At 72.7% G+C, this 19,818-nt stretch carries 25 protein-coding genes; 19 read left to right on the top strand and 6 right to left on the bottom strand.

Annotated elements, in window-relative coordinates:
* Positions 1-41: 41 nt before the first annotated feature.
* Both EST92_RS09180 and EST92_RS09175 read right to left on the bottom strand, forming a co-directional pair.
* Entirely contained in the window at positions 42-788 is a 747-nt protein-coding gene (locus EST92_RS09180) for an LON peptidase substrate-binding domain-containing protein (protein WP_129248020.1), read from the bottom strand.
* Positions 789-837: 49 nt separating this feature from the next.
* Positions 838-2,439, bottom strand: coding sequence for an oxidoreductase (locus tag EST92_RS09175; RefSeq protein ID WP_129280447.1), 1,602 nt, complete (start codon positions 2,437-2,439; stop codon positions 838-840).
* A 264-nt stretch (positions 2,440-2,703) separates the two neighbouring features.
* On the opposite strand from EST92_RS09175, the gene hisD reads away from it, so the two are divergent.
* The 11 genes from hisD (at position 2,704) to EST92_RS09125 (ending at position 9,667) form a co-directional block, all read left to right on the top strand.
* Positions 2,704-4,026, top strand: coding sequence for a histidinol dehydrogenase (hisD, locus tag EST92_RS09170; RefSeq protein WP_129280446.1), 1,323 nt, complete (start codon positions 2,704-2,706; stop codon positions 4,024-4,026).
* Positions 4,027-4,034: 8 nt separating this feature from the next.
* Complete coding sequence (locus EST92_RS09165; protein WP_129280471.1) at positions 4,035-5,153, top strand: histidinol-phosphate transaminase; 1,119 nt, start codon at positions 4,035-4,037, stop codon at positions 5,151-5,153.
* Positions 5,150-5,743, top strand: coding sequence for an imidazoleglycerol-phosphate dehydratase HisB (gene hisB / locus EST92_RS09160; RefSeq protein ID WP_030085936.1), 594 nt, complete (start codon positions 5,150-5,152; stop codon positions 5,741-5,743). Before EST92_RS09165 ends, hisB begins: the two co-directional genes overlap by 4 nt.
* Complete coding sequence (locus EST92_RS31565; RefSeq protein WP_167511540.1) at positions 5,740-5,904, top strand: hypothetical protein; 165 nt, start codon at positions 5,740-5,742, stop codon at positions 5,902-5,904. Before hisB ends, EST92_RS31565 begins: the two co-directional genes overlap by 4 nt.
* The gene (hisH, locus tag EST92_RS09155; RefSeq protein ID WP_129248023.1) at positions 5,895-6,551 is read left to right on the top strand and encodes an imidazole glycerol phosphate synthase subunit HisH; all 657 of its coding nucleotides are present in this window, start codon (positions 5,895-5,897) and stop codon (positions 6,549-6,551) included. Before EST92_RS31565 ends, hisH begins: the two co-directional genes overlap by 10 nt.
* Positions 6,552-6,559: 8 nt before the next feature.
* Positions 6,560-7,282: a bifunctional 1-(5-phosphoribosyl)-5-((5-phosphoribosylamino)methylideneamino)imidazole-4-carboxamide isomerase/phosphoribosylanthranilate isomerase PriA gene (priA, locus tag EST92_RS09150; protein WP_129280445.1), complete on the top strand. Its 723-nt coding sequence runs from the start codon at positions 6,560-6,562 to the stop codon at positions 7,280-7,282.
* Between the two features lie 21 nt (positions 7,283-7,303).
* Positions 7,304-7,711 carry a Rid family hydrolase gene (locus EST92_RS09145; protein ID WP_129280444.1) on the top strand — a complete coding sequence of 136 codons (408 nt, stop codon included), beginning with the start codon at positions 7,304-7,306 and terminating at the stop codon, positions 7,709-7,711.
* Positions 7,708-8,472 carry an imidazole glycerol phosphate synthase subunit HisF gene (gene hisF / locus EST92_RS09140; RefSeq protein WP_129280443.1) on the top strand — a complete coding sequence of 255 codons (765 nt, stop codon included), beginning with the start codon at positions 7,708-7,710 and terminating at the stop codon, positions 8,470-8,472. The genes EST92_RS09145 and hisF overlap by 4 nt, the downstream gene beginning before the upstream one ends.
* Positions 8,473-8,533: 61 nt before the next feature.
* On the top strand, positions 8,534-8,803 hold the full coding sequence (locus tag EST92_RS32690; protein WP_129280442.1) for an SH3-like domain-containing protein: 270 nt from the start codon (positions 8,534-8,536) through the stop codon (positions 8,801-8,803).
* Positions 8,793-9,080: an SH3-like domain-containing protein gene (locus EST92_RS32685; protein WP_129280441.1), complete on the top strand. Its 288-nt coding sequence runs from the start codon at positions 8,793-8,795 to the stop codon at positions 9,078-9,080. Before EST92_RS32690 ends, EST92_RS32685 begins: the two co-directional genes overlap by 11 nt.
* Positions 9,077-9,667, top strand: a complete 591-nt coding sequence (locus EST92_RS09125) for a nitrile hydratase subunit alpha (RefSeq protein WP_129280440.1) — start codon at positions 9,077-9,079, stop codon at positions 9,665-9,667. Before EST92_RS32685 ends, EST92_RS09125 begins: the two co-directional genes overlap by 4 nt.
* A gap of 18 nt (positions 9,668-9,685) precedes the next feature.
* Here EST92_RS09125 and EST92_RS09120 read toward each other — a convergent pair whose 3' ends face one another.
* From EST92_RS09120 to EST92_RS09110, 3 genes are read right to left on the bottom strand one after another with little or no spacing between them, the layout of a single operon-like run.
* Positions 9,686-10,429, bottom strand: a complete 744-nt coding sequence (locus tag EST92_RS09120; protein ID WP_129280439.1) for a succinate dehydrogenase/fumarate reductase iron-sulfur subunit — start codon at positions 10,427-10,429, stop codon at positions 9,686-9,688.
* Entirely contained in the window at positions 10,426-12,375 is a 1,950-nt protein-coding gene (locus tag EST92_RS09115; RefSeq protein WP_129280438.1) for a fumarate reductase/succinate dehydrogenase flavoprotein subunit, read from the bottom strand. The genes EST92_RS09120 and EST92_RS09115 overlap by 4 nt, the downstream gene beginning before the upstream one ends.
* A gap of 2 nt (positions 12,376-12,377) precedes the next feature.
* Complete coding sequence (locus EST92_RS09110) at positions 12,378-13,085, bottom strand: succinate dehydrogenase (protein ID WP_129280437.1); 708 nt, start codon at positions 13,083-13,085, stop codon at positions 12,378-12,380.
* Between the two features lie 98 nt (positions 13,086-13,183).
* Here EST92_RS09110 and EST92_RS09105 point away from each other — a divergent pair, with 98 nt between their 5' ends.
* Together EST92_RS09105 and EST92_RS09100 are read left to right on the top strand one after the other, a co-directional pair.
* Positions 13,184-14,080 carry a LysR substrate-binding domain-containing protein gene (locus EST92_RS09105; protein WP_129280436.1) on the top strand — a complete coding sequence of 299 codons (897 nt, stop codon included), beginning with the start codon at positions 13,184-13,186 and terminating at the stop codon, positions 14,078-14,080.
* Between the two features lie 99 nt (positions 14,081-14,179).
* The gene (locus tag EST92_RS09100; RefSeq protein WP_129280435.1) at positions 14,180-14,812 is read left to right on the top strand and encodes a TIGR03085 family metal-binding protein; all 633 of its coding nucleotides are present in this window, start codon (positions 14,180-14,182) and stop codon (positions 14,810-14,812) included.
* A 40-nt stretch (positions 14,813-14,852) separates the two neighbouring features.
* Here the strand turns inward: EST92_RS09100 and EST92_RS31095 are convergent, their stop codons facing one another.
* Positions 14,853-14,996 (bottom strand): hypothetical protein, encoded by a 144-nt coding sequence (locus EST92_RS31095; RefSeq protein WP_154073964.1) that lies wholly within the window; start codon positions 14,994-14,996, stop codon positions 14,853-14,855.
* 32 nt (positions 14,997-15,028) lie between these two features.
* On the opposite strand from EST92_RS31095, the gene hisI reads away from it, so the two are divergent.
* The 6 genes from hisI (at position 15,029) to trpC (ending at position 19,790) form a co-directional block, all read left to right on the top strand.
* A complete protein-coding gene (hisI, locus tag EST92_RS09095; RefSeq protein WP_129248030.1) occupies positions 15,029-15,433 on the top strand; it encodes a phosphoribosyl-AMP cyclohydrolase in 405 nt (134 codons plus the stop codon).
* An 11-nt stretch (positions 15,434-15,444) separates the two neighbouring features.
* On the top strand, positions 15,445-16,989 hold the full coding sequence (locus tag EST92_RS09090; RefSeq protein WP_129280434.1) for an anthranilate synthase component I: 1,545 nt from the start codon (positions 15,445-15,447) through the stop codon (positions 16,987-16,989).
* Between the two features lie 204 nt (positions 16,990-17,193).
* On the top strand, positions 17,194-17,859 hold the full coding sequence (locus tag EST92_RS09085; protein WP_129280433.1) for a TIGR02234 family membrane protein: 666 nt from the start codon (positions 17,194-17,196) through the stop codon (positions 17,857-17,859).
* An 86-nt stretch (positions 17,860-17,945) separates the two neighbouring features.
* Positions 17,946-18,188, top strand: a complete 243-nt coding sequence (locus EST92_RS09080; RefSeq protein WP_129280432.1) for an HGxxPAAW family protein — start codon at positions 17,946-17,948, stop codon at positions 18,186-18,188.
* 162 nt (positions 18,189-18,350) lie between these two features.
* Positions 18,351-18,788: a DUF2752 domain-containing protein gene (locus EST92_RS09075; RefSeq protein WP_129280431.1), complete on the top strand. Its 438-nt coding sequence runs from the start codon at positions 18,351-18,353 to the stop codon at positions 18,786-18,788.
* 192 nt (positions 18,789-18,980) lie between these two features.
* Positions 18,981-19,790: an indole-3-glycerol phosphate synthase TrpC gene (gene trpC / locus EST92_RS09070; RefSeq protein WP_129280430.1), complete on the top strand. Its 810-nt coding sequence runs from the start codon at positions 18,981-18,983 to the stop codon at positions 19,788-19,790.
* Positions 19,791-19,818: the final 28 nt, after the last annotated feature.

The raw sequence follows: 19,818 nt of genomic DNA, 5'->3' as shown, positions 1-19,818 counted from the left end.
CGCCAGGGCCCGGCCCCCCGCGGGTCCCGGGCCACGGAACGTCAGTTGGGGTGGGTGGGCTGCCGGGTCAGGTCCACGGCCGGCAGCGACGGGAGCTTGCCGAGCAGCGCCGATTCCTGGCGCAGCAGCGTCAGCTCCTGTGCCAGCCGGGCCGCGGCGTCCGGCGCCTCCAGCAGCTGCTGCTTGGCGGGGACGTCCAGCACGGCGGCCGCGGCCACCAGATACGACAGCACGGACGGGTCGGCCGGCAGGTCCTGGCCGCTCGACAGGGTCCGCTCGTTCGCCCAGGCCAGCCGCTTCTGATAGGTGCGGAAGGCCCGGACGACGCCGGAGGCCAGCGCACCCGCGCCGTCCCCCTCGTCGTCCGGCAGCTCCTCCACCTCACCGGTCAGATACGGCCCCGAGGCCTCCACCGACAGCAGCCGGAAGCGGGTGGTGCCGGTGGCGAGCACCTCGTAGCCGGTGTCGTCGGCGGAGGACTTCTCCCGGATGGTGGCCGCGTCCGCGATGCAGCCGACCGTGTGGAACGCCCGCATCGGGTCGTCACCGAAGCCCGCCGCGGGGCCCTCCGCGGTCGGCAGCGTGGCGTCCGGCATGCCCTGGGCGGTGGGCGCGACCTCCCGGCCGTCCCGGATCGTGATCACCGCGAACCGGCGGTCGTCCTCGGGCACCGCGCTCAGATCGCGCATCATCGCCCGGTAGCGCGCCTCGAAGACGTTGAGCGGGAGGACGAGTCCCGGGAACAGCACCGAGTTCAGCGGGAAGAGGGGGAGGCGCACGGAGGTCACAGCCCGTAAGCCTAGAGCCTGTAGCGGTCCGGGCCATCACCCGTACCGGCTATTGCCGCCGCAGCAGCCGCGAGGCGCCGGCCGCGACCGTGGTGGCGAGCACCCAGCCCGCCAGGATCAGCACCGCGGCCACCCACTGCGAGGTGCCGCCCGGCTTCCAGGCGGCGCCCTGATTGAGGTCTATCACCGGAAGCAGCAGGTCCAGGGAGTAGAGATACGGATTCCAGGGCGGCGCCTCACCCGCCTTCAGGGGCGGCGGAGGGGACGAGGAGAAGTAGAGCGTGCCGATCGCCCACAGCACGGCCATCCACACCGCGGCCCGCCCCGGCCGGTAGCCGTAGGCCACCGTCCAGTCCTGCAGGATCCCCCAGAGCTTCGCGGCCAGCGGCAGCGTCTCGCGGCGGCGCCGCTGCTTGGCCAGCAGCACCTCCCGGGCGTCGGCGTCCTCGCCGGTGCTGCGCAGCGAGGCGGCCAGCATTTCGTACGGCTCGGGCGCGTACTCGGGGGTCGCCGCGGCCACCCACTGCAGCCGCAGCGCCAGCGGGAAATGCCCGCGCGGGATCAGCGTCTCGTAGGCGAAGCCGGCCATCCACAGCCCGCCCAGCCCCGGCCAGCTCGCCGATTTGTCGATGAGGTTGACCACCCGGGCACCGGAGAGGATCACCCGCCCGCGCTGCGGGCGCTCACCGAGGAACCGCAGCTCGGGCGTCTGGATCCGGCGCAGCGAGAGCTCCTGGTCGGACTCCATGATGAAGCGGGCGTTCTCGAAGTCGACCGCGTCGCCGAAGCGCCCGTCGTCCAGCCGCATCCCGCCCTCGCACTCGAAGCGCTGCACCCGGGTGCCGCGCGAGGGGGTCTGGCCGATGCCGTACGGGGGAGTGGCGCCGCTGGAGAACGGGGAGCTCGCCAGGCCCGCGGCGGTCAGATAGAGGGTGCGCTCGACGGTCAGCTGCGGGGCGTTCAGCGCCCGGCGGCCGAACGGGTTGCACAGCCGGCTGCCGCGCAGGCTCAGCGAGACGCCGACGGTGGCGCCGCGCAGCGACAGCTCGCCGTAGGACTCCATCATCTCGGCCTGCAGGTCCTGTGCCACGGTCAGCCCGTCCGCCATGAGCGACCGGCCCTGGCGGTCCTTGTGGACGATGGTCTGATTGAGCATCAGGTCGGTGCCTATCTGCGCGTCCGTGAGCCGGATGCCGGACTGCACCACACAGCGCGGCAGATGGAGATCGCCCTCGGTGTGCAGCCGGGCCGCCTCCAGCCGGGGTATCGCGCAGTTCACCAGCCGCAGCGTGGTGAAGTGGCTCTCCGGCAGCACCACCTCGGCCTCGAAGCGGCAGTCCCGCAGCTCCACGAATGGCTTGATCGTGCCGCCCGCAACGTCGAGAGTGTCCGTGATGTACGCGCCGGTCAGCTGTAAGGCGGCCACCCGTCCCGGCTGCGGGGGCGGCCCGTCGAGCAGCAGCAGCGCCACGACCCGGGCGCGCACCCGGCGCTCGGGGCCCCACAGGTGCTGCCCGTGTGGATCGTCGCGGGCCGGATCGCCGATGTGCAGGTCGCAGGTGCTGCCGTTGCGGAAGGCCTGCCACATGCTCCATTCCGCGGAGGTCAGTTGCAGGTCGGCGGGCGCGTCGCCGTCCCCGGGCTCGGTCACTGTGGATCCCCCTTGCTGTCCCGTGGTGTGTCGCAACCTGTTCGGACGCACCCTCGTGCACTGGTCGTGTGGCGTCCCACAGGCGTCCCCGTACGCCGTCAGCTGGCCCTTGCCCGCCCCGTGTCTGCTTGAACACGCGTGGTCAGGGCCAACTCCGGTCAACTTCGAACGGCCGGGTCACGGTGCGTCCGCGGCGCACGCCGCTGTGTATCACTGAGTGATACGGCCGCTCGGGCCCAGGAGCAGGTCTGAGACACTGGGAGGGTGATCTCCCGAATCGACCTGCGCGGTGACGCCCTCCCCGAGGGCGGCGCCCTGCGCGATCTGCTGCCCCGTGCCGAGTTCGACGTGGAAGCCGCCCTGGAGAAGGTGCGGCCCCTCTGCGAGGACGTACGCCATCGCGGCACCGCGGCGCTGATCGATTGTGCGCGGCGGTTCGACGGCGTCGAGATCACCCGCGTCCGGGTGCCCGCCGAGGCCCTGCGCGAGGCCCTCGACGGGCTGGACCCTGCCGTGCGGGCCGCTCTGGAGGAGTCCATCCGGCGTGCCCGGATCGTCCACCGCGAACAGCGCCGCACCGATGTCACGACCAAGGTCGTCCCCGGCGGCACGGTCACCGAACGCTGGGTGCCCGTCGAGCGGGTGGGGCTCTACGTCCCCGGCGGCCTGGCGGTCTACCCGTCCTCCGTCGTCATGAACGTCGTCCCGGCGCAGGAGGCCGGGGTCACCGGCATCGCCGTCACCTCCCCGCCGCAGAAGGAGTTCGGCGGCCGGCCGCACCCGACCATCCTCGCCGCCTGTGCCCTGCTCGGCGTCGACGAGGTCTACGCCGCCGGCGGCGCCCAGGCCATCGCGATGTTCGCGTACGGCACCGAGGAGTGCCTGCCGGTCAACCTCGTCACGGGCCCCGGCAACATCTACGTCGCCTCCGCCAAGCGCCTGCTCAAGGGCCGCATCGGCATCGACGCCGAGGCCGGTCCCACCGAGATCGCGGTCCTCGCGGACGCCACCGCCGACCCCGAGCACGTCGCCGCCGACCTGATCAGCCAGGCCGAGCACGACACCCTGGCCGCGGCCGTGCTGGTCACCGACTCCGCCGAGCTCGCCGACGCCGTCGACGAGGCCCTCAAGCGACAGGTCGCCGCCACCAAGCACATCGAGCGGATCACCGAGGCGCTGGGCGGCCGGCAGTCCGCGACCGTCCTCGTCGACGGCATCGACGAGGGCCTCACGGTCGTGGACGCGTACGGCGCCGAACACCTGGAGATCCAGACCGCCGACGCCTCCGCAGTCGCCGCCCGGGTCCGCAACGCCGGCGCGATCTTCGTCGGCCCCTGGGCCCCGGTCTCGCTCGGCGACTACTGCGCCGGCTCCAACCACGTCCTGCCCACCGGCGGCTGCGCCTGCCACTCCTCCGGCCTGTCCGTGCAGTCCTTCCTGCGCGGCATCCATGTCGTGGACTACTCGCGCGACGCGCTGGCCGAGGTCGCCCACCATGTGGTGACCCTCGCCGAGGCCGAGGACCTACCGGCCCACGGCGCCGCGCTGAAGGCCAGGTTCGACTGGAAGGTCCCGCAGAGCAAGTGAGCAGGCACGTGACCCGTATCGACGATCTCCCCATCCGGGACGAGCTGCGCGGCCAGTCCCCCTACGGCGCGCCGCAGCTGGACGTCCCGGTGCGCCTGAACACCAACGAGAACCCCTACCCGCTGCCCGAACCGCTGGTCCGGCGGATCGCCGAGCGGGTGACCGAGGCCGCCCGGCAGCTCAACCGCTACCCCGACCGGGACGCGGTCGAGCTGCGCGAGGCGCTGGCCCGCTACCTCACCGGCACCGGCGGCCACCCGGTCACCCGGGAGCAGATCTGGGCCGCCAACGGCTCCAACGAGGTCATCCAGCAGCTGCTGCAGACCTTCGGCGGCCCCGGCCGCACGGCCCTCGGCTTCGAGCCGTCGTACTCCATGCACGGGCTGATCTCCCGCGGCACGGGCACCGGCTGGATCTCCGGCCCGCGGCGCGCCGACTTCACCATCGACGTCGAGGCGGCGCGGGCGGCCATCGCCGAGCAGCGGCCCGACGTGGTCTTCATCTGCTCGCCGAACAACCCCACCGGCACCGCCGTCGAGGCGGAGACGGTGCTGGCGCTGTACGACGCCGCGCAGGCGGCGCGGGCCGACGGCGCCGGGGCCCTGGTGGTGGTCGACGAGGCCTACGGCGAGTTCAGCCACCGCCCCTCGCTGCTGCCGCTGATCGAGGGCCGGCCGAATCTGGTGGTCTCGCGGACCATGTCCAAGGCGTTCGGCGCCGCCGGACTGCGGCTGGGCTATCTGGCCGCCGACCCCGCCGTGGTCGACGCGGTCCAGCTCGTGCGGCTGCCCTACCACCTCTCGTCCGTCACCCAGGCCACCGCGCTCGCCGCGCTGGAGCACACCGACACCCTGCTGAAGTACGTCGAGCAGCTCAAGGCCGAGCGGGACCGCCTGGTCACCGAGCTGCGGGCGGCCGGCTGCCAGGTCGTCGACTCCGACGCCAACTTCGTGCAGTTCGGCCTGTTCGACGACGCGCACGCCACCTGGCAGGCGATCCTCGACCACGGCGTGCTGGTCCGTGACAACGGCGTACCGGGCTGGCTGCGGGTCACCGCCGGCACCCCGGCCGAGAACGACGCGTTCCTCGACGCGGTTCGTGCAGTACTGAAGGAGAGCAAGCGATGACCCGCGTAGGACGCGTGGAGCGCACCACGAAGGAAACGTCCGTGCTCGTCGAGATCGATCTCGACGGCCGGGGCGAGGTGGAGGTGTCGACCGGGGTCGGCTTCTACGACCACATGCTCGACCAGCTCGGCCGGCACGGCCTGTTCGACCTCAAGGTCAAGACCGACGGCGATCTGCACATCGACACCCACCACACCATCGAGGACACCGCCCTCGCGCTGGGTGCCGCCTTCAAGCAGGCGCTCGGCGACAAGTCCGGCATCTACCGCTTCGGCAACTGCACGGTCCCGCTGGACGAGTCGCTGGCCCAGGTGACCGTCGACCTCTCCGGCCGCCCGTATCTGGTGCACACCGAGCCGGAGAACATGGCGCCGATGATCGGCAGCTACGACACGACCATGACCCGGCACATCTTCGAGTCGTTCGTCGCCCAGGCCCAGATAGCGCTGCACATCCACGTGCCGTACGGCCGCAACGCCCACCACATCGTGGAGTGCCAGTTCAAGGCGCTGGCCCGGGCGCTGCGCTACGCCAGCGAGCGGGACCCGCGGGCGGCCGGCATCATCCCGTCCACGAAGGGCGCGCTGTGAACGGCCTGTCGACCGTCTTCATCCTGCTCGGCCTCTTCCTCCTCGGCGGCGTCTACTCCTTCTGGAAGCAGCAGCTGCCCAAGAGCCTGATCGTGCTGTTGTCCGTCGGCTCGGCGCTGTGCCTGGCCGCCGGTGTACTCCGGTTGGAGGTGTGGAATTGACCGCCTCGGCACCCCGTAAGAAGGTCGTCGTCTTCGACTACGGCTTCGGCAACGTCCGCTCCGCCGAGCGCGCCCTGGCGCACGTCGGCGCCGAGGTGGAGATCACCCGGGACTTCGACCGGGCGATGAACGCCGAGGGGCTGCTGGTCCCCGGCGTCGGCGCGTTCGCCGCCTGCATGGCCGGGCTGAAGGAGGCCCGCGGCGACTGGCTCGTCGGCCGCCGGCTGTCCGGCGGGCGCCCCGTGATGGGCATCTGCGTCGGCATGCAGATCCTCTTCGGCCGCGGCATCGAGCACGGCATCGAGACCGAGGGCCTGGACGAGTGGCCCGGCACGGTCGGCCCGCTCAAGGCCGAGGTCGTCCCGCACATGGGCTGGAACACCGTCGAGGCCGCCGACGGCTCGCAGCTCTTCGCCGGGCTGCCCGCCGACGCCCGCTACTACTTCGTGCACTCCTACGCGGTGCACGACTGGGAGCTGGAGGTCGGCAACCCCCACCTCGCCGCACCGAAGGTCACCTGGGCCACCCACGGTGAGCGGTTCGTGGCCGCGGTCGAGAACGGCCCGCTGTGGGCCACCCAGTTCCACCCCGAGAAGTCCGGCGACGCCGGCGCCCAGCTCCTGACCAACTGGATCAACACCCTGTGAGCCCCTTGATGCCGAAGCTCGAACTCCTCCCCGCCGTCGACGTCCGCGACGGCCAGGCCGTCCGCCTCGTCCACGGCGAGTCCGGCTCCGAGACCTCCTACGGCGACCCGCTGGAGGCGGCCCTCGCCTGGCAGCGGGCCGGCGCCGAATGGCTGCACCTCGTCGACCTCGACGCGGCCTTCGGCACCGGCGACAACCGGGCGCAGATCGCCCAGGTCGCCCGGTCCATGGACATCAAGGTCGAGCTGTCCGGCGGTATCCGCGACGACGACTCGCTGGCCGCCGCCCTGGCCACCGGCTGCACCCGCGTCAACATCGGCACGGCCGCCCTGGAGAACCCCGCCTGGGTCGCCAAGATCATCGCCGAGTACGGCGACCAGATCGCGGTCGGCCTGGACGTGCGCGGGACGACGCTGCGCGGCCGCGGCTGGACCCGCGACGGCGGCGACCTCTACGAGACGCTGGCCCGCCTCGACGCCGAGGGCTGCGCCCGTTACGTCGTCACCGACATCAACAAGGACGGCACCCTCCAGGGCCCCAACCTGGAGCTGCTGCGGAACGTCTGCGCGGCCACCGACCGCCCCGTCGTCGCCTCCGGCGGCGTCTCCTCCCTCGACGACCTGCGGGCGCTGGCCACGCTGGTACCCGAAGGTGTGGAGGGCGCGATCGTCGGCAAGGCGCTCTATGCGAAGGCGTTCACCCTCGAAGAGGCGCTGGCAGCAGTGTCGTAACGGCGAACGAAAGGCCGCGTGATGACCATCGAGCGCGTACGGACCGACAACCCCTGGGAAGACAAGATCGGCTTCGCGCGCGCCGTGGCGGCCGGCGACCGGGTCCTGGTCGCCGGCACGATGCCACTGGTCGACGGCGTGCTCCAGGGGGAGGGCGACCCCTACGTCCAGACCCGGACCGCCCTCACCAACGCGCTGGCCGCGCTCACGCCCTTCGGCCTGGGCGCCGACGCGGTACTGCGGACCCGGCTGTACCTCACCCACCTCCGCGACGTGGACGCGGCCGGCCGCGCCCACCGGGAGCTGTTCGAGGCCACACCGCCGGTCGCGACCCTGGTCGTGGTCTCCGGCTTCGTCGACTCCCGCGTCCTGGTCGAAGTAGAACTCGAAGCATTCCGCGAACCGGCAGAAAGGCCCTCCCACCCATGACCCTGGCGGTCCGAGTCATCCCTTGCCTGGACGTCGACAACGGCCGGGTCGTCAAGGGCGTCAACTTCCAGAACCTGCGGGACGCGGGCGACCCGGTCGAGATGGCGAAGATCTACGGCGAGGAGGGGGCCGACGAGCTGACCTTCCTCGACATCACCGCCTCCTCCGGCAACCGCGAGACCACCTATGACGTGGTCCGCCGCACCGCCGAGCAGGTGTTCATCCCGCTCACCGTCGGCGGCGGCGTGCGCACCCCCGACGACGTGGACAAGCTGCTGCGGGCCGGCGCCGACAAGGTCGGCGTCAACACCGCCGCCATCGCCCGGCCCGACGTGATCCGCGAGATCGCCGAGCGCTTCGGCAGCCAGGTCCTGGTGCTGTCGGTCGACGCCCGCCGCACCGACGCCGGCACCCCCTCCGGGTTCGAGGTCACCACCCACGGCGGCCGCCGCGGCACCGGCATCGACGCCGTCGAATGGGCCCACCGCGCCGCAGCCCTCGGCGCCGGCGAGATCCTGCTGAACTCCATGGACGCCGACGGCACCAAGGACGGCTACGACGTCGAGATGATCGAGGCGGTCCGCCGGCACGTCACCGTCCCGGTGATCGCCTCCGGCGGCGCCGGCCGGCTGGACGACTTCGCCCCGGCCGTCGCGGCCGGCGCCGACGCGGTGCTCGCCGCCTCCGTCTTCCACTTCGGCGACCTGCGCATCGGCCAGGTCAAGGACGCCCTCCGGAGCGCGGGGCACCCGGTGCGCTGACCCGCAGGCCGCCGCCCCGAAGGCTGCTGACATGAAGATCATCGACGCGTAGGCTCCGCCCATGAGCCGTGTCAACGATGTAGGTGGCCAGACCGGGTTCGGGGCGCTGGAGATCGAGGCGGACGAGCCGCCGTTCCACGCCGACTGGGAGGCGCGGGTGTTCGCGCTCAACTCCACGCTGGTACGGAACGGGGTGTACCGGCTCGACGAGTTCCGGGACGCGGTCGAGCGGATGGCCCCGCAGCAGTACCTGGCGGCGTCGTACTACGAGCGGTGGCTGCTCGCGATCGAGACGCTGCTGGCCGAGCGGGGGCTGCTCGATGCGGGCTGAATTCCGGACGGGGGAGCGGGTGCGGGTGCGCGCCGGCGATCCCGCGGGGCACACCCGGGCGCCGCGCTATGTGCGTGGCCAGGTGGGCCGGATCGTCGAGTGCCAGGGCAGCTGGGAGCTCGCGGACGAGGTGGCGGCAGGGGTGGCCGAGCCCCGCGTGGAGCCCGTCTACACCGTGGCCTTCACCGCGCGCGACCTGTGGGGCGAGGGCGGCCATGAGGTCACGGTCGACCTCTGGGAGTCGTACATCGAGCGGGTACGGGAGGACGGGACATGAGCGGCGAGCACACGAGTGCGCCGGTGGCGGCGCGGGTGCGGCGGCTGGAGGAGCGGCTGATCGAGGCCGGGGTGGTCGCCCAGGAGCAACTGGACGCGTCCCTCGCCGCGATGCTGAAGGGGGCCTCGCCGGTCAACGGGGCGCGGATCGCGGCCCGTGCCTGGACCGACGCAGGCTTCCGGGAGCGGCTGCTGACCGACGCGAACGCGGCGCTGCCCGAGGTGGGGCTGTCGATGGCGGGCGGCATCCAGGAACAGCGGCTCAAGGTCGTCGAGAACACCGCCACCACCCACCACGTCCTGGTGTGCACGCTGTGCTCCTGCTACCCGGTCGGGCTGCTGGGGCCGTCGCCGTCCTGGTACAAGAGCGAGGCCTACCGCTCGCGGGTGGTACGCGAACCGCGGGCCGTGCTGGCCGAGTTCGGGCTGGTGCTGCCGGACGACACCGCGATCACCGTGTGGGACTCCAGCGCGGAGAGCCGCTACATGGTCCTGCCCCGGCGGCCCGACGGCACCGCGGCGTACAGCGAGCCGGAGCTGGCCGCGCTCGTCACCCGCGAGGGGCTCATCGGGACCGCCGCGGTCTGACGACCGCCGCGGTCCGACTCAGCGCCCGGTGCGCGCCGCCCGGACGAACTCGCGGTTCATCGTGGTGATGCTGAACAGCTCGATGGCCTTGGGACAGGCGGTGGCGCACTCGCCGGTGAGGGTGCAGCCGCCGAAGCCCTCCTCGTCCATCTGCGCCACCATGTCCAGCACCCGCGACGCCCGTTCGGGAGCGCCCTGCGGCAGCACATTGAGATGGTTGACCTTCGCCGAGGTGAAGAGCATCGCCGCACCGTTCGGGCAGGCGGCCACACATGCGCCGCAGCCGATGCACTCGGCGTGCTCGAAGGCGGCGTCGGCGGCCGGCTTGGGGACGGGCGTGGCATGGGCCTCGGGGGCGGCGCCGGTGGGGGCGGTGATGTAGCCGCCGGCCTGGATGATCCGGTCGAAGGCGGAGCGGTCGACGACCAGGTCCTTGACGACGGGGAAGGCGGCGGCCCGCCAGGGCTCGATGTCGATCGTGTCGCCGTCCGCGAAGGACCGCATGTGCAGCTGGCAGGTGGTGGTCCGCTCCGGCCCGTGCGCCTCGCCGTTGATGACCAGGCTGCAGGCGCCGCAGATGCCCTCGCGGCAGTCGTGGTCGAAGGCGACCGGGTCGTCGCCGGCGAGGAGGAGCTCCTCGTTGAGGGTGTCGAGCATCTCCAGGAACGACATGTCCTTCGCGATGCCGTCCACCTCGTACGTGGACATCGTGCCGTCGGCGTCGGCGTTCTTCTGGCGCCAGACGCGCAGGGTGAGCCTCATGCGTAGCTCCGCTGGGTGGGGTGGACGTACTCGAAGACCAGGTCTTCCTTGTGGAGGACGGGGGCGCTGCCGGTGGCGGTGAACTCCCAGGCGGCGGCGTAGGAGAATTCCGCGTCCCGGCGCTCGGCCTCGCCGTCCGGGGTCTGCGACTCCGCGCGGAAGTGGCCGCCGCAGGACTCGGCGCGGTGCAGTGCGTCGAGGCACATCAGCTCAGCGAGCTCCAGGTAGTCGACGAGGCGGTGGGCCCTCTCCAGGGACTGGTTGAACTCCTCGCCGGTCCCCGGCACCTTGATGCGCCGCCAGAACTCCTCGCGGAGCCGCGGAATCCGGTCGAGGGCCGTCCGCAGCCCCTCGGCGGTGCGGGCCATCCCGCAGTACTCCCACAGCAGTGCGCCGAGTTCCCGGTGGAAGGAGTCGGGCGTACGGTCGCCGTTGACGGCCAGCAGCCGGGCCAGCCGCGCCGTGGTCTCCTCGACGGCCGCCGCGGCCGCCGGGTGGCCGGCGTCCATCGGGTCGGCGAGCGGGGCGCGGGCCAGATAGTCGTTGATCGTCGAGGGGAGGACGAAGTAGCCGTCGGCCAGGCCCTGCATCAGGGCGGAGGCGCCGAGGCGGTTGGCGCCGTGGTCGGAGAAGTTGGCCTCGCCGATCGCGAACAGGCCGGGGACGGTGGTCTGGAGGTCGTAGTCGACCCACAGCCCGCCCATCGTGTAGTGCACTGCGGGGTAGATCCGCATCGGTACCTCGTACGGGTCCTCCGCGGTGATCCGCGCGTACATGTCGAAGAGGTTGCCGTACTTCTCCTCGATCCGGGCCCGGCCCATGCGCGCGAGGGCGTCCGCGAAGTCCAGGTACACGCCCTGGCCGCCGGGGCCCACACCGCGGCCCTCGTCGCAGACCTGCTTGGCGGCGCGGGAGGCGATGTCGCGGGGGACGAGGTTGCCGAACGACGGGTAGCTGCGCTCCAGGTAGTAGTCGCGCTCCTCTTCGGGGATCCGGCCGGGCGGGCGTGTGTCGCCCGTGGCCTTCGGCACCCAGATACGGCCGTCGTTGCGCAGCGACTCGCTCATCAGCGTCAGCTTCGACTGATGGTCGCCGGTGCGCGGGATGCAGGTCGGGTGGATCTGGGTGAAGCAGGGGTTGGCGAAGTACGCACCGCGGCGGTGCGCCCGCCAGATGGCGGTCGCGTTCGAGTGCATGGCGTTGGTCGACAGATGGAAGACGTTGCCGTAGCCGCCGGACGCCAGCACCACGGCATCGGCGAAGTAGCTGGAGATCTCGCCGGTGACCAGGTCCCGGGCGACGATGCCGCGGGCCCGCCCGTCGGCGACGACGAGATCCAGCATCTCGGTGCGCGTGTGCAGTTCGACGTTCCCCGCCGCGATCTGCCGGGACAGGGCCTGATAGGCGCCGAGCAGCAGCTGCTGGCCCGTCTGCCCGCGGGCGTAGAACGTCCGGGAGACCTGGACGCCGCCGAAGGAGCGGGTATCGAGCAGCCCGCCGTACTCCCGCGCGAACGGCACGCCCTGGGCGACGCACTGGTCGATGATCTCGACGGAGATCTGCGCGAGCCGGTGCACATTCGACTCCCGGGCGCGGAAGTCGCCGCCCTTGACGGTGTCGTAGAACAGCCGGTGGACCGAGTCGCCGTCGTTGCGGTAGTCCTTCGCCGCGTTGATACCGCCCTGCGCGGCGATCGAGTGGGCCCGGCGCGGCGAGTCCTGATAGCAGAACTGGACGACGTGGTAGCCCTGTTCGGCGAGGGTGGCGCCTGCGGAGCCGCCCGCGAGGCCGGTGCCGACCACGATGACGGTGTGCTTGCGGCGGTTGGCGGGGTTGACCAGCTTCGCCTCGAAGCGGCGGGTGTCCCAGCGCCCGGCGACCGGCCCGGCCGGTGCCTTGGCGTCGGCGACCGGCGCACCGGTCGGGTAGTCCGCGTAAGAAGCCATGGTCAGCTCACCACTCCGGTCATGACGGCAAGGGGTACGGCGACGAAGCCCACGGTCAGCACCAGCGCGAGGACGTTGGCGGTGGTCTTCAGGACGCGGTCGCGGCGGCGGCTGCCGACGCCGAGGGTCTGTGCGGCGCTCCAGAACCCGTGCCGGACGTGCAGCCCGAGCGCCAGCATCGCGACGAGGTAGATCACGTTGCCGTACCAGGTGGAGAAGGTGTCCACGACGTTCTGGTACGGGTGGCCGGGCTGGAAGCCGTCGGGGTGCACGGTGCCGGTCGTCAGATCGAGCAGGTGCCAGACGAGGAACAGCCCGAGGATGATCCCGCCCCAGCGCATGGTGCGGGTCGCATAGCTCGCGCGCGGCTTCTTGTGCCGATAGGCGTCGGGCCGCGCCCTGATGCCGCGGCGGCTGAGCTGGTACGCGGAGACGGCGTGCGCCACGACGGCGGCCACCAGGACGACGCGGACGAGCCAGAGCGTCCACTCCTGGTGCATGAAGGGCGCGCCGACCGTCCGCAGCCAGTGCGCATAGTGGTTGAACTCGCCCGGCCCGAAGAAGATCTTCAGGTTCCCGAGCATGTGGACGACCAGGTAGAGCAGCATGATCAGGCCGCTGACGGCCATCACCGTCTTCTTGCCGACGGTCGAGTGCCACAGCGTCTGCGGCAGGGGCGGCCGTCGGTCCGTCCGTATGTCCAGTGCCATGGGTCCCGACGGTAAGGACGGCCCCGCTCATCAGTCCAAGACATGGTACGGCTCATCTCCATAGGCGATTCCTATCGAGAGCCCCTACCTTTGCTCTCATGCAGCTGCAGCAGCTCCGCTACTTCACCGCCGTGGCCGACACCCGCCACTTCACCCGCGCCGCCGAGCGCGAACATGTCGCCCAGCCCTCCCTCTCCCAGCAAATCCGCTCCCTGGAGCGGGAGTTGGGTGCCGAGCTCTTCCACCGCGCCCGCGGCCACATCTCCCTCACCGATGCCGGGGAGACCCTGCTGCCGCTCGCCCGGCGCATCCTCGCCGACGCCGAGACCGCCCGCCGCGAGGTCCAGGAGGTGGCCCGGCTGCGCCGCGGCCGGCTCCGCCTCGGCGCCCCGCCCAGCCTCTGCGCGAGCCTCGTCCCCGATGTCCTGCGGGCCTTCCACGCGACCTATCCCGGCGTGGAGCTGCTCGTGACCGAGGACGGCTCCCAGGACCTGGTTCGGGCGCTGGCCGACGGCGCCCTGGACCTGGCCCTGATCATCACCCCGCTCCCGGTCCAGGCCCCCGCCCTGGCCACCTCCGACCTGCTGCGCGAGGAACTCGTCGTGGTCTCCGCCCCCGACCGCCCGGCCCCCATCGGCCGGCGCACCCGCATCCGGGTGGCGGATCTGCAGGACCGACCGCTGGCCATGTTCCGCCGCGGCTACGACCTGCGGGAATTCACCACCGCGGCCTGCCGGGCGGCCGGCTTCGAACCGTCCTTCACCGTCGAGGGCGGCGAGATGGACGCCGTCCTCGGCTTCGTCCGGGCCGGACTGGGCATCGCCGTGGTCCCCAGCATGGTCGCCGAACGCTCCGGTCTGCGGATCACCCCGTTCTCCACCCCCGGTATGCACCGCGTGGTCTCGGTCGCCCACCGCGGGGACGTCTCCCCGCCGCGCGCGGCCCGGGAACTGGAGCGCATCCTGCGTGCGCACCTGGCGGCGGACGGGGCCTGACGCGGCGTCGGCCCGGCAGCCGGGTGACCGGCCCGGTCATCCGCGATCGCCGGGCGCGGCCCCGTGGCAGGGCTCCGGGGCCGGTCGTAGGCTGGCCGCATGTCGACCCATGCGAAGCGTGAACGGCTCCTTCTCGCCGACCTGTTGGAGAGCGCCGGCCCCGAGGCGCCGACGCTGTGTGAGAACTGGAGCGCGCGGGACCTGGCCGCGCACGTGGTGGTGCGCGAACGGCGCGCCGACGCGGCCGCCGGGGTCCTCGTCAAGCCGCTGGCCGCACGGCTCCAGCGGGTGCAGGCGGAGTTCGCCGCCAAGCCGTACGAGGAGCTGATCCAGCTGATCAGGACCGGGCCGCCGAGGATGTCGCCGTTCGCACTCAAGCAGCTCGACGAGGTGTCCAACACCGTGGAGTTCTACGTGCACACCGAGGACGTGCGGCGGGCGCAGCCGGACTGGTCCGCGCGGGAGCTCGACCCCGTCTTCGCGGACGCCCTGTGGTCCCGGCTGGAGCGGATGGCCCGGGTGCTGGGCCGCAAGTCGCCGGTGGGCCTGGTGCTGCGGCGGCCGGACGGGCGGACGGCGGTCGCCCATCGCGGCACCCCGGTGGTCACGGTCGTCGGTGAGCCGGGCGAGCTGACCATGTTCGCCTTCGGCCGGCAGGAGGCGGCCGACGTGGCGCTGGACGGCGACAAGGAGGCGATCGACCGGCTGCTGGCGGCACAGCTGGGGGTCTGACCGCCCCCGTTCCGCTCCGGCCGGCCAGGCGGAGGGACACCTACCGCCGGAACACCACGACCACGAGGGTCACCGCCACCGCCACCGCCGCCGCGCACACCGCCCCCAGCACCCGCGCGGCCACCCGCGCGGCACGGTCCGGGTCCGGCGGCGGTGGCGGCACGGGCGGCTCCTGAGGATGCATGTGTGCAGGATGCCGCACGGCACAATGGACGCATGACCCGCAGCCGCACCACCGCCCCCGGCCAGGCCCCCGCTGCCGCCTCCGCCCTCGACCCGGCCATCGCCGCCCGCCTCAAGCGCGGCGCCGACGGCCTGGTCCCCGCCATCGCCCAGCAGTACGACACCGGCGAGGTGCTGATGCTCGGCTGGATGGACGACGAGGCGCTGCACCGCACCCTGACCACCGGCCGCTGCACGTACTGGTCCCGCAGCCGGCAGGAGTACTGGGTCAAGGGCGACACCTCCGGCCACGTCCAGCACGTGAAGTCGGTGGCGCTGGACTGCGACGCCGACACCGTCCTGATCAAGGTCGATCAGGTCGGCGCCGCCTGCCACACCGGCGACCGCACCTGCTTCGACGCCGACGTCCTGGCTGCCGAGGCCGGGCCCGACCAGTAGGCTCCGCTGCCATGACCACGGGAACCACCGGCACCGCCACTCCGGACCTCGACACCTTCCGCACCCTCGCCAAGGACCGTCGGGTCATCCCCGTCACCCGGCGCCTGCTCGCGGACGGCGACACACCGGTCGGGCTCTACCGCAAACTCGCCGCGGAACGCCCCGGCACCTTCCTCCTGGAATCCGCCGAGAACGGCCGTACGTGGTCGCGCTACTCCTTCATCGGCGTCCGCAGCGCCGCCACCCTCACCACCCGCGACGGGCAGGCGCACTGGCTCGGCACCCCGCCCGTCGGCGTCCCTACCGGCGGCGACCCGCTCCAGGCGCTGCGCGCCACCGTCGAGGCGCTGCACACCCCCCGCGACCTCATCGAGGGCGCGGGACTGCCGCCGTTCACCGGCGGCATGGTCGGCTACCTCGGCTACGACATCGTGCGCCGCCTGGAGAAGATCGGCGAGCAGACCCGCGACGACCTCCGGCTGCCCGAGCTGACCATGCTGCTCACCTCCGACCTCGCCGTCCTCGACCACTGGAACGGCACGGTCCTGCTGATCGCCAACGCGATCAACCACAACGACCTCGACACCGGTGTCGACGAGGCCTATGCGGACGCCGTGGCCCGACTGGACGCCATGGCCTACGACCTCGCCCGGCCCGCGCCCGCCAGCGCCGCCGCGATGCCGCCGTCCGCGGTCCCGCCGTTCACCGCCGAGTGGGGCGGACCGGCCTTCCAGGACGCCGTCGAGGACATCAAGGAGCGCATCCGGGCCGGCGAGGCCTTCCAGGTCGTGCCCTCCCAGCGCTTCGAGACGCCGTGCACGGCGAGCGCGCTGGACGTCTACCGGGTGCTGCGGGCCACCAACCCCAGCCCGTACATGTACCTCTTCCGCTTCGAGGGCGGTGAGGGCGCCGAGGAGGGCGCCTTCGACGTGGTGGGCTCCAGTCCGGAGGCGCTGGTCAAGGTCGAGGGCGGCCGGGCCACGGTCCACCCCATCGCCGGCACCCGCCCGCGTGGCGCCACGGTCCAGGACGACCAGGCCCTGGCCGAGGAGCTGCTGGCCGACCCCAAGGAGCGCGCCGAGCATCTGATGCTCGTCGACCTGGGCCGCAACGACCTGGGCCGGGTCTGCGAGCCGGGCAGCGTCGAGGTCGTCGACTTCATGTCCATCGAGCGCTACAGCCATGTGATGCACATCGTCTCCACGGTCACCGGGCAGGTGGCCGAGGGCCACAGCGCCTTCGACGTGCTCACCGCCTGCTTCCCCGCCGGCACCCTCTCCGGGGCGCCCAAGCCGCGCGCCCTGCAGATCATCGAGGAGCTGGAGCCGACCCGGCGCGGGCTGTACGGCGGCTGCGTGGGCTACCTCGACTTCGCCGGCGACTCCGACACCGCCATCGCGATCCGCACGGCCCTGCTCCGGGACGGCACCGCCTACGTCCAGGCGGGCGCCGGGGTGGTCGCCGACTCCGACCCGGTGGCCGAGGACACCGAGTGCCGCAACAAGGCTGCAGCGGTGCTGCGCGCCGTGAACACGGCCAATCACCTGGGGAAGTAGACCGCCGAGGGGGGCCACCGGGCGGGACCACCAACGGCTCCTGCCCCGGTCCACCCCGCTGCGGGGTGCCCGGAGTGCCCAACAAGGCCGCCGCGGTGCTGCGCGCCGTGCACACCGCCAACCACCTGGGAAAGTGACCGGCCGCACGCCCCGCACCCACCCCGCGCACCGGACCCCGCCGGCCGGTGCGCGATAGTGGTGCGCGTGAGTGCCGTACCCCAGACCCGTACCGACGTCCCGTCCGCGGGCGAGCCGGCCGCCGCGCCGGCCACCCGCGCCCGCGGCGCCACGCGCAGTCTCGCCCTCGCCCTGCTGGCCGGCGCGGCCGGCGCGGGCCTGGCGCTGCTGGCCTCCGGCCGCATCTGGGCCCGGGGCTCCGCGGAGCTCGCCCAGGGCGCGCTGCCGCGCAGCGTGACCGGCGCCGATGTGACCGGGGTGCCCGGCGCGCTGGCCGTCGTCGGCCTGGCCGCGCTGGTCGCGGTCTTCGCCGTGCGCCGGGTCGGCCGGATCGCGGTCGCCGCGCTGCTCACACTCAGCGGCGCGGGCATCGCCGTCGCCGCCGTGCTGGGCAACTCCGACACCTCCGCGCTGCGGGAGAAGGCCGCCACCGCGGTCGGCCTGACCGGCGCCGGTGTGCATCACGTCACGCACACCGGCTGGCCGTGGGTGGCCGCGGCCGGCGGCGGCCTGCTGCTGGTCGCCGGGCTGCTGGCGCTGGTGTACGGACGCCACTGGCCTGCGATGTCGGGCCGGTACGAGCGCACGCCCGGCGGCGCCCGCGGCCCGCGCCGGGCCCCGGCCCCGCCGGATCTGGACCGTCCGGAGGAGATCTGGAAGTCCCTGGACCGCGGTGAGGACCCCACCCGGTAAAGGTGCTCCGCGCGGCATCGGTGACAATGGGCGACGAGGATCACCGCGCCCCGACCCCCGGCGCGACAGAGCAACGAGGAGCATTCATGTCGAGCAGTGGCCACGGACACACCCCCGCCGCCTGGACGGGCGTCATCATCTCGTTCATCGGCTTCTGCGTCTCCGGAGCCTTCATCGTGCTGGGGAACGTGCCCGGCTTCTGGGCCGGCATCGTGCTGATCGGCCTCGGTGCCGTGGCCGGCGGTCTGATGCGTGCGGCCGGCATGGGCCAGGAGCCCCGCCGCGCCAAGCCCGTTTCCCCGGCGCAGGCCCAGCCGCAGGAGGGCTGAGCTCCCGCTCCCGTGGCGCCGCCCGGCGCCACCCCGCAGTTCCCCTCGAAGGCGCCGCTTCCCGGCCCGTACGCACCCGTGGTGCCGTACCCGCCGTCCGTGCCCGCTCCGTACGGCGGCCGAGAAGCTGCGCCTTCGCGCACACCGCCGCACAATCGGCACGTGAGCGATCCCGTGGTGCACCCGTCCCCCCGGCGGAGCGCGCTGCCCCGCCGTCTCGCGGCACCCCTGGGCGCACTGACCGCCGCCCTCGCGGCCTTCGCCTACGTCGGGGCCGTCGATCCCCACGAGCCCGGCCACTATCCGGTGTGCCCGCTGCTGCATCTGACCGGCCTGTACTGCCCGGCCTGCGGCGGGCTGCGCAGCGCCCATGACGTCGTCCACGGAGATCTCCCCGCGGCCCTGGGCGCCAACGCCCTCGCGGTGGCCGGGTACGCCGCCTGTGCGGTCTTCTGGACGGTCTGGCTCAGCCGTGCGGTGCGGGGCCGCCCGACGGCGGGCCCCCGGCCGCGGGCCGTCCACTGGTGGGCGCTGGCCGGGCTGCTGCTGGTCTTCACCGTCGTCCGCAACCTCCCCGCCGGCAGCGCGCTGGCCCCGTGACCGCGGCCGGCGCGCTGCCGTAGGGGAGGCCGCACAACCTCCCCGTCACCGGCAAATGTCCAGGTCGTGGGACTGCGGTCCACCGGATGCGAGACCTGCATGCCATGGCGGATACCATCGAAGGACCGGGTGGGACGGCTCGTCCCCACGGGTGACTGTCCACCTCCCCCGCTCAAGAAGGAGGCCGCTCGCGTGAGTGTGCTCGACGAGATCATCGACGGGGTCCGCGCCGACCTCGCGGAGCGGCAGGCCCGCGTCACTCTCGACGAGCTCAAGGAGCGGGCCCGCAAGGCGCGCCCCGCCAAGGACGGCGTCGCGGCCCTCAAGGGCGAGAGCGTGACGGTGATCTGCGAGGTCAAGCGCTCCAGCCCCTCCAAGGGTGCGCTCGCCGCGATCGCCGACCCGGCCGGCCTGGCCGCCGACTACGAGGCGGGCGGCGCGGCGGTCATCTCCGTCCTCACCGAGCAGCGCAAGTTCGGCGGTTCGCTGGCCGATCTGGAGGCCGTCCGCGCCAAGGTCGACATCCCCGTCCTGCGCAAGGACTTCATCGTCACCGCCTACCAGTTGTGGGAGGCCCGGGCCTACGGCGCGGACCTCGCGCTGCTGATCGTCTCCGCGCTGGAGCAGGAGGCGCTGGTCTCGCTGATCGAGCGGGCCGAGTCGATCGGGCTCACGCCGCTGGTGGAGGTGCACGACGAGGACGAGGTCGTCCGCGCGGTGGACGCCGGCGCCAAGATCATCGGCGTCAACGCCCGCAACCTCAAGACCCTGGAGGTCGACCGTGGCAACTTCGCCCGGGTCGCCCCCGAGATCCCCGACCACATCGTCAAGATCGCCGAGTCCGGTGTCCGCGGACCGCACGACCTGATCGCCTACGCCAACGACGGCGCGGACGCGGTGCTGGTCGGCGAGTCGCTGGTCACCGGCAAGGACCCCCGGACCTCGGTCGCCGACCTGGTCGCCGCGGGCTCCCACCCGGCGATCCGGCACGGCCGCTCCTGAGCGCCCGCCCCCAGGACAGGACACCCAC

Origin of the sequence: Streptomyces sp. TM32, from assembly GCF_004122755.1 — a bacterium.
Taxonomy (GTDB): Bacteria; Actinomycetota; Actinomycetes; order Streptomycetales; family Streptomycetaceae; genus Streptomyces; species Streptomyces sioyaensis.
The sequence above is the reverse complement of the archived record's forward strand: the minus strand, read 5'-3'. Positions and strand labels throughout refer to the sequence as shown.

Coding starts and splice junctions, on each gene's coding strand:
- hisB (WP_030085936.1), top strand. CDS start 5,150: ATGACCCGCGTAGGACGCGTGGAGCGCACCACGAAGGAAACGTCCGTG.
- priA (WP_129280445.1), top strand. CDS start 6,560: ATGCCGAAGCTCGAACTCCTCCCCGCCGTCGACGTCCGCGACGGCCAG.
- EST92_RS09145 (WP_129280444.1), top strand. CDS start 7,304: ATGACCATCGAGCGCGTACGGACCGACAACCCCTGGGAAGACAAGATC.
- hisF (WP_129280443.1), top strand. CDS start 7,708: ATGACCCTGGCGGTCCGAGTCATCCCTTGCCTGGACGTCGACAACGGC.
- EST92_RS32690 (WP_129280442.1), top strand. CDS start 8,534: ATGAGCCGTGTCAACGATGTAGGTGGCCAGACCGGGTTCGGGGCGCTG.
- EST92_RS32685 (WP_129280441.1), top strand. CDS start 8,793: ATGCGGGCTGAATTCCGGACGGGGGAGCGGGTGCGGGTGCGCGCCGGC.
- EST92_RS09125 (WP_129280440.1), top strand. CDS start 9,077: ATGAGCGGCGAGCACACGAGTGCGCCGGTGGCGGCGCGGGTGCGGCGG.
- EST92_RS09120 (WP_129280439.1), bottom strand. CDS start 10,429: ATGAGGCTCACCCTGCGCGTCTGGCGCCAGAAGAACGCCGACGCCGAC.
- EST92_RS09115 (WP_129280438.1), bottom strand. CDS start 12,375: ATGGCTTCTTACGCGGACTACCCGACCGGTGCGCCGGTCGCCGACGCC.
- EST92_RS09110 (WP_129280437.1), bottom strand. CDS start 13,085: ATGGCACTGGACATACGGACGGACCGACGGCCGCCCCTGCCGCAGACG.
- EST92_RS09105 (WP_129280436.1), top strand. CDS start 13,184: ATGCAGCTGCAGCAGCTCCGCTACTTCACCGCCGTGGCCGACACCCGC.
- EST92_RS09100 (WP_129280435.1), top strand. CDS start 14,180: ATGTCGACCCATGCGAAGCGTGAACGGCTCCTTCTCGCCGACCTGTTG.
- EST92_RS31095 (WP_154073964.1), bottom strand. CDS start 14,996: ATGCATCCTCAGGAGCCGCCCGTGCCGCCACCGCCGCCGGACCCGGAC.
- hisI (WP_129248030.1), top strand. CDS start 15,029: ATGACCCGCAGCCGCACCACCGCCCCCGGCCAGGCCCCCGCTGCCGCC.
- EST92_RS09090 (WP_129280434.1), top strand. CDS start 15,445: ATGACCACGGGAACCACCGGCACCGCCACTCCGGACCTCGACACCTTC.
- EST92_RS09080 (WP_129280432.1), top strand. CDS start 17,946: ATGTCGAGCAGTGGCCACGGACACACCCCCGCCGCCTGGACGGGCGTC.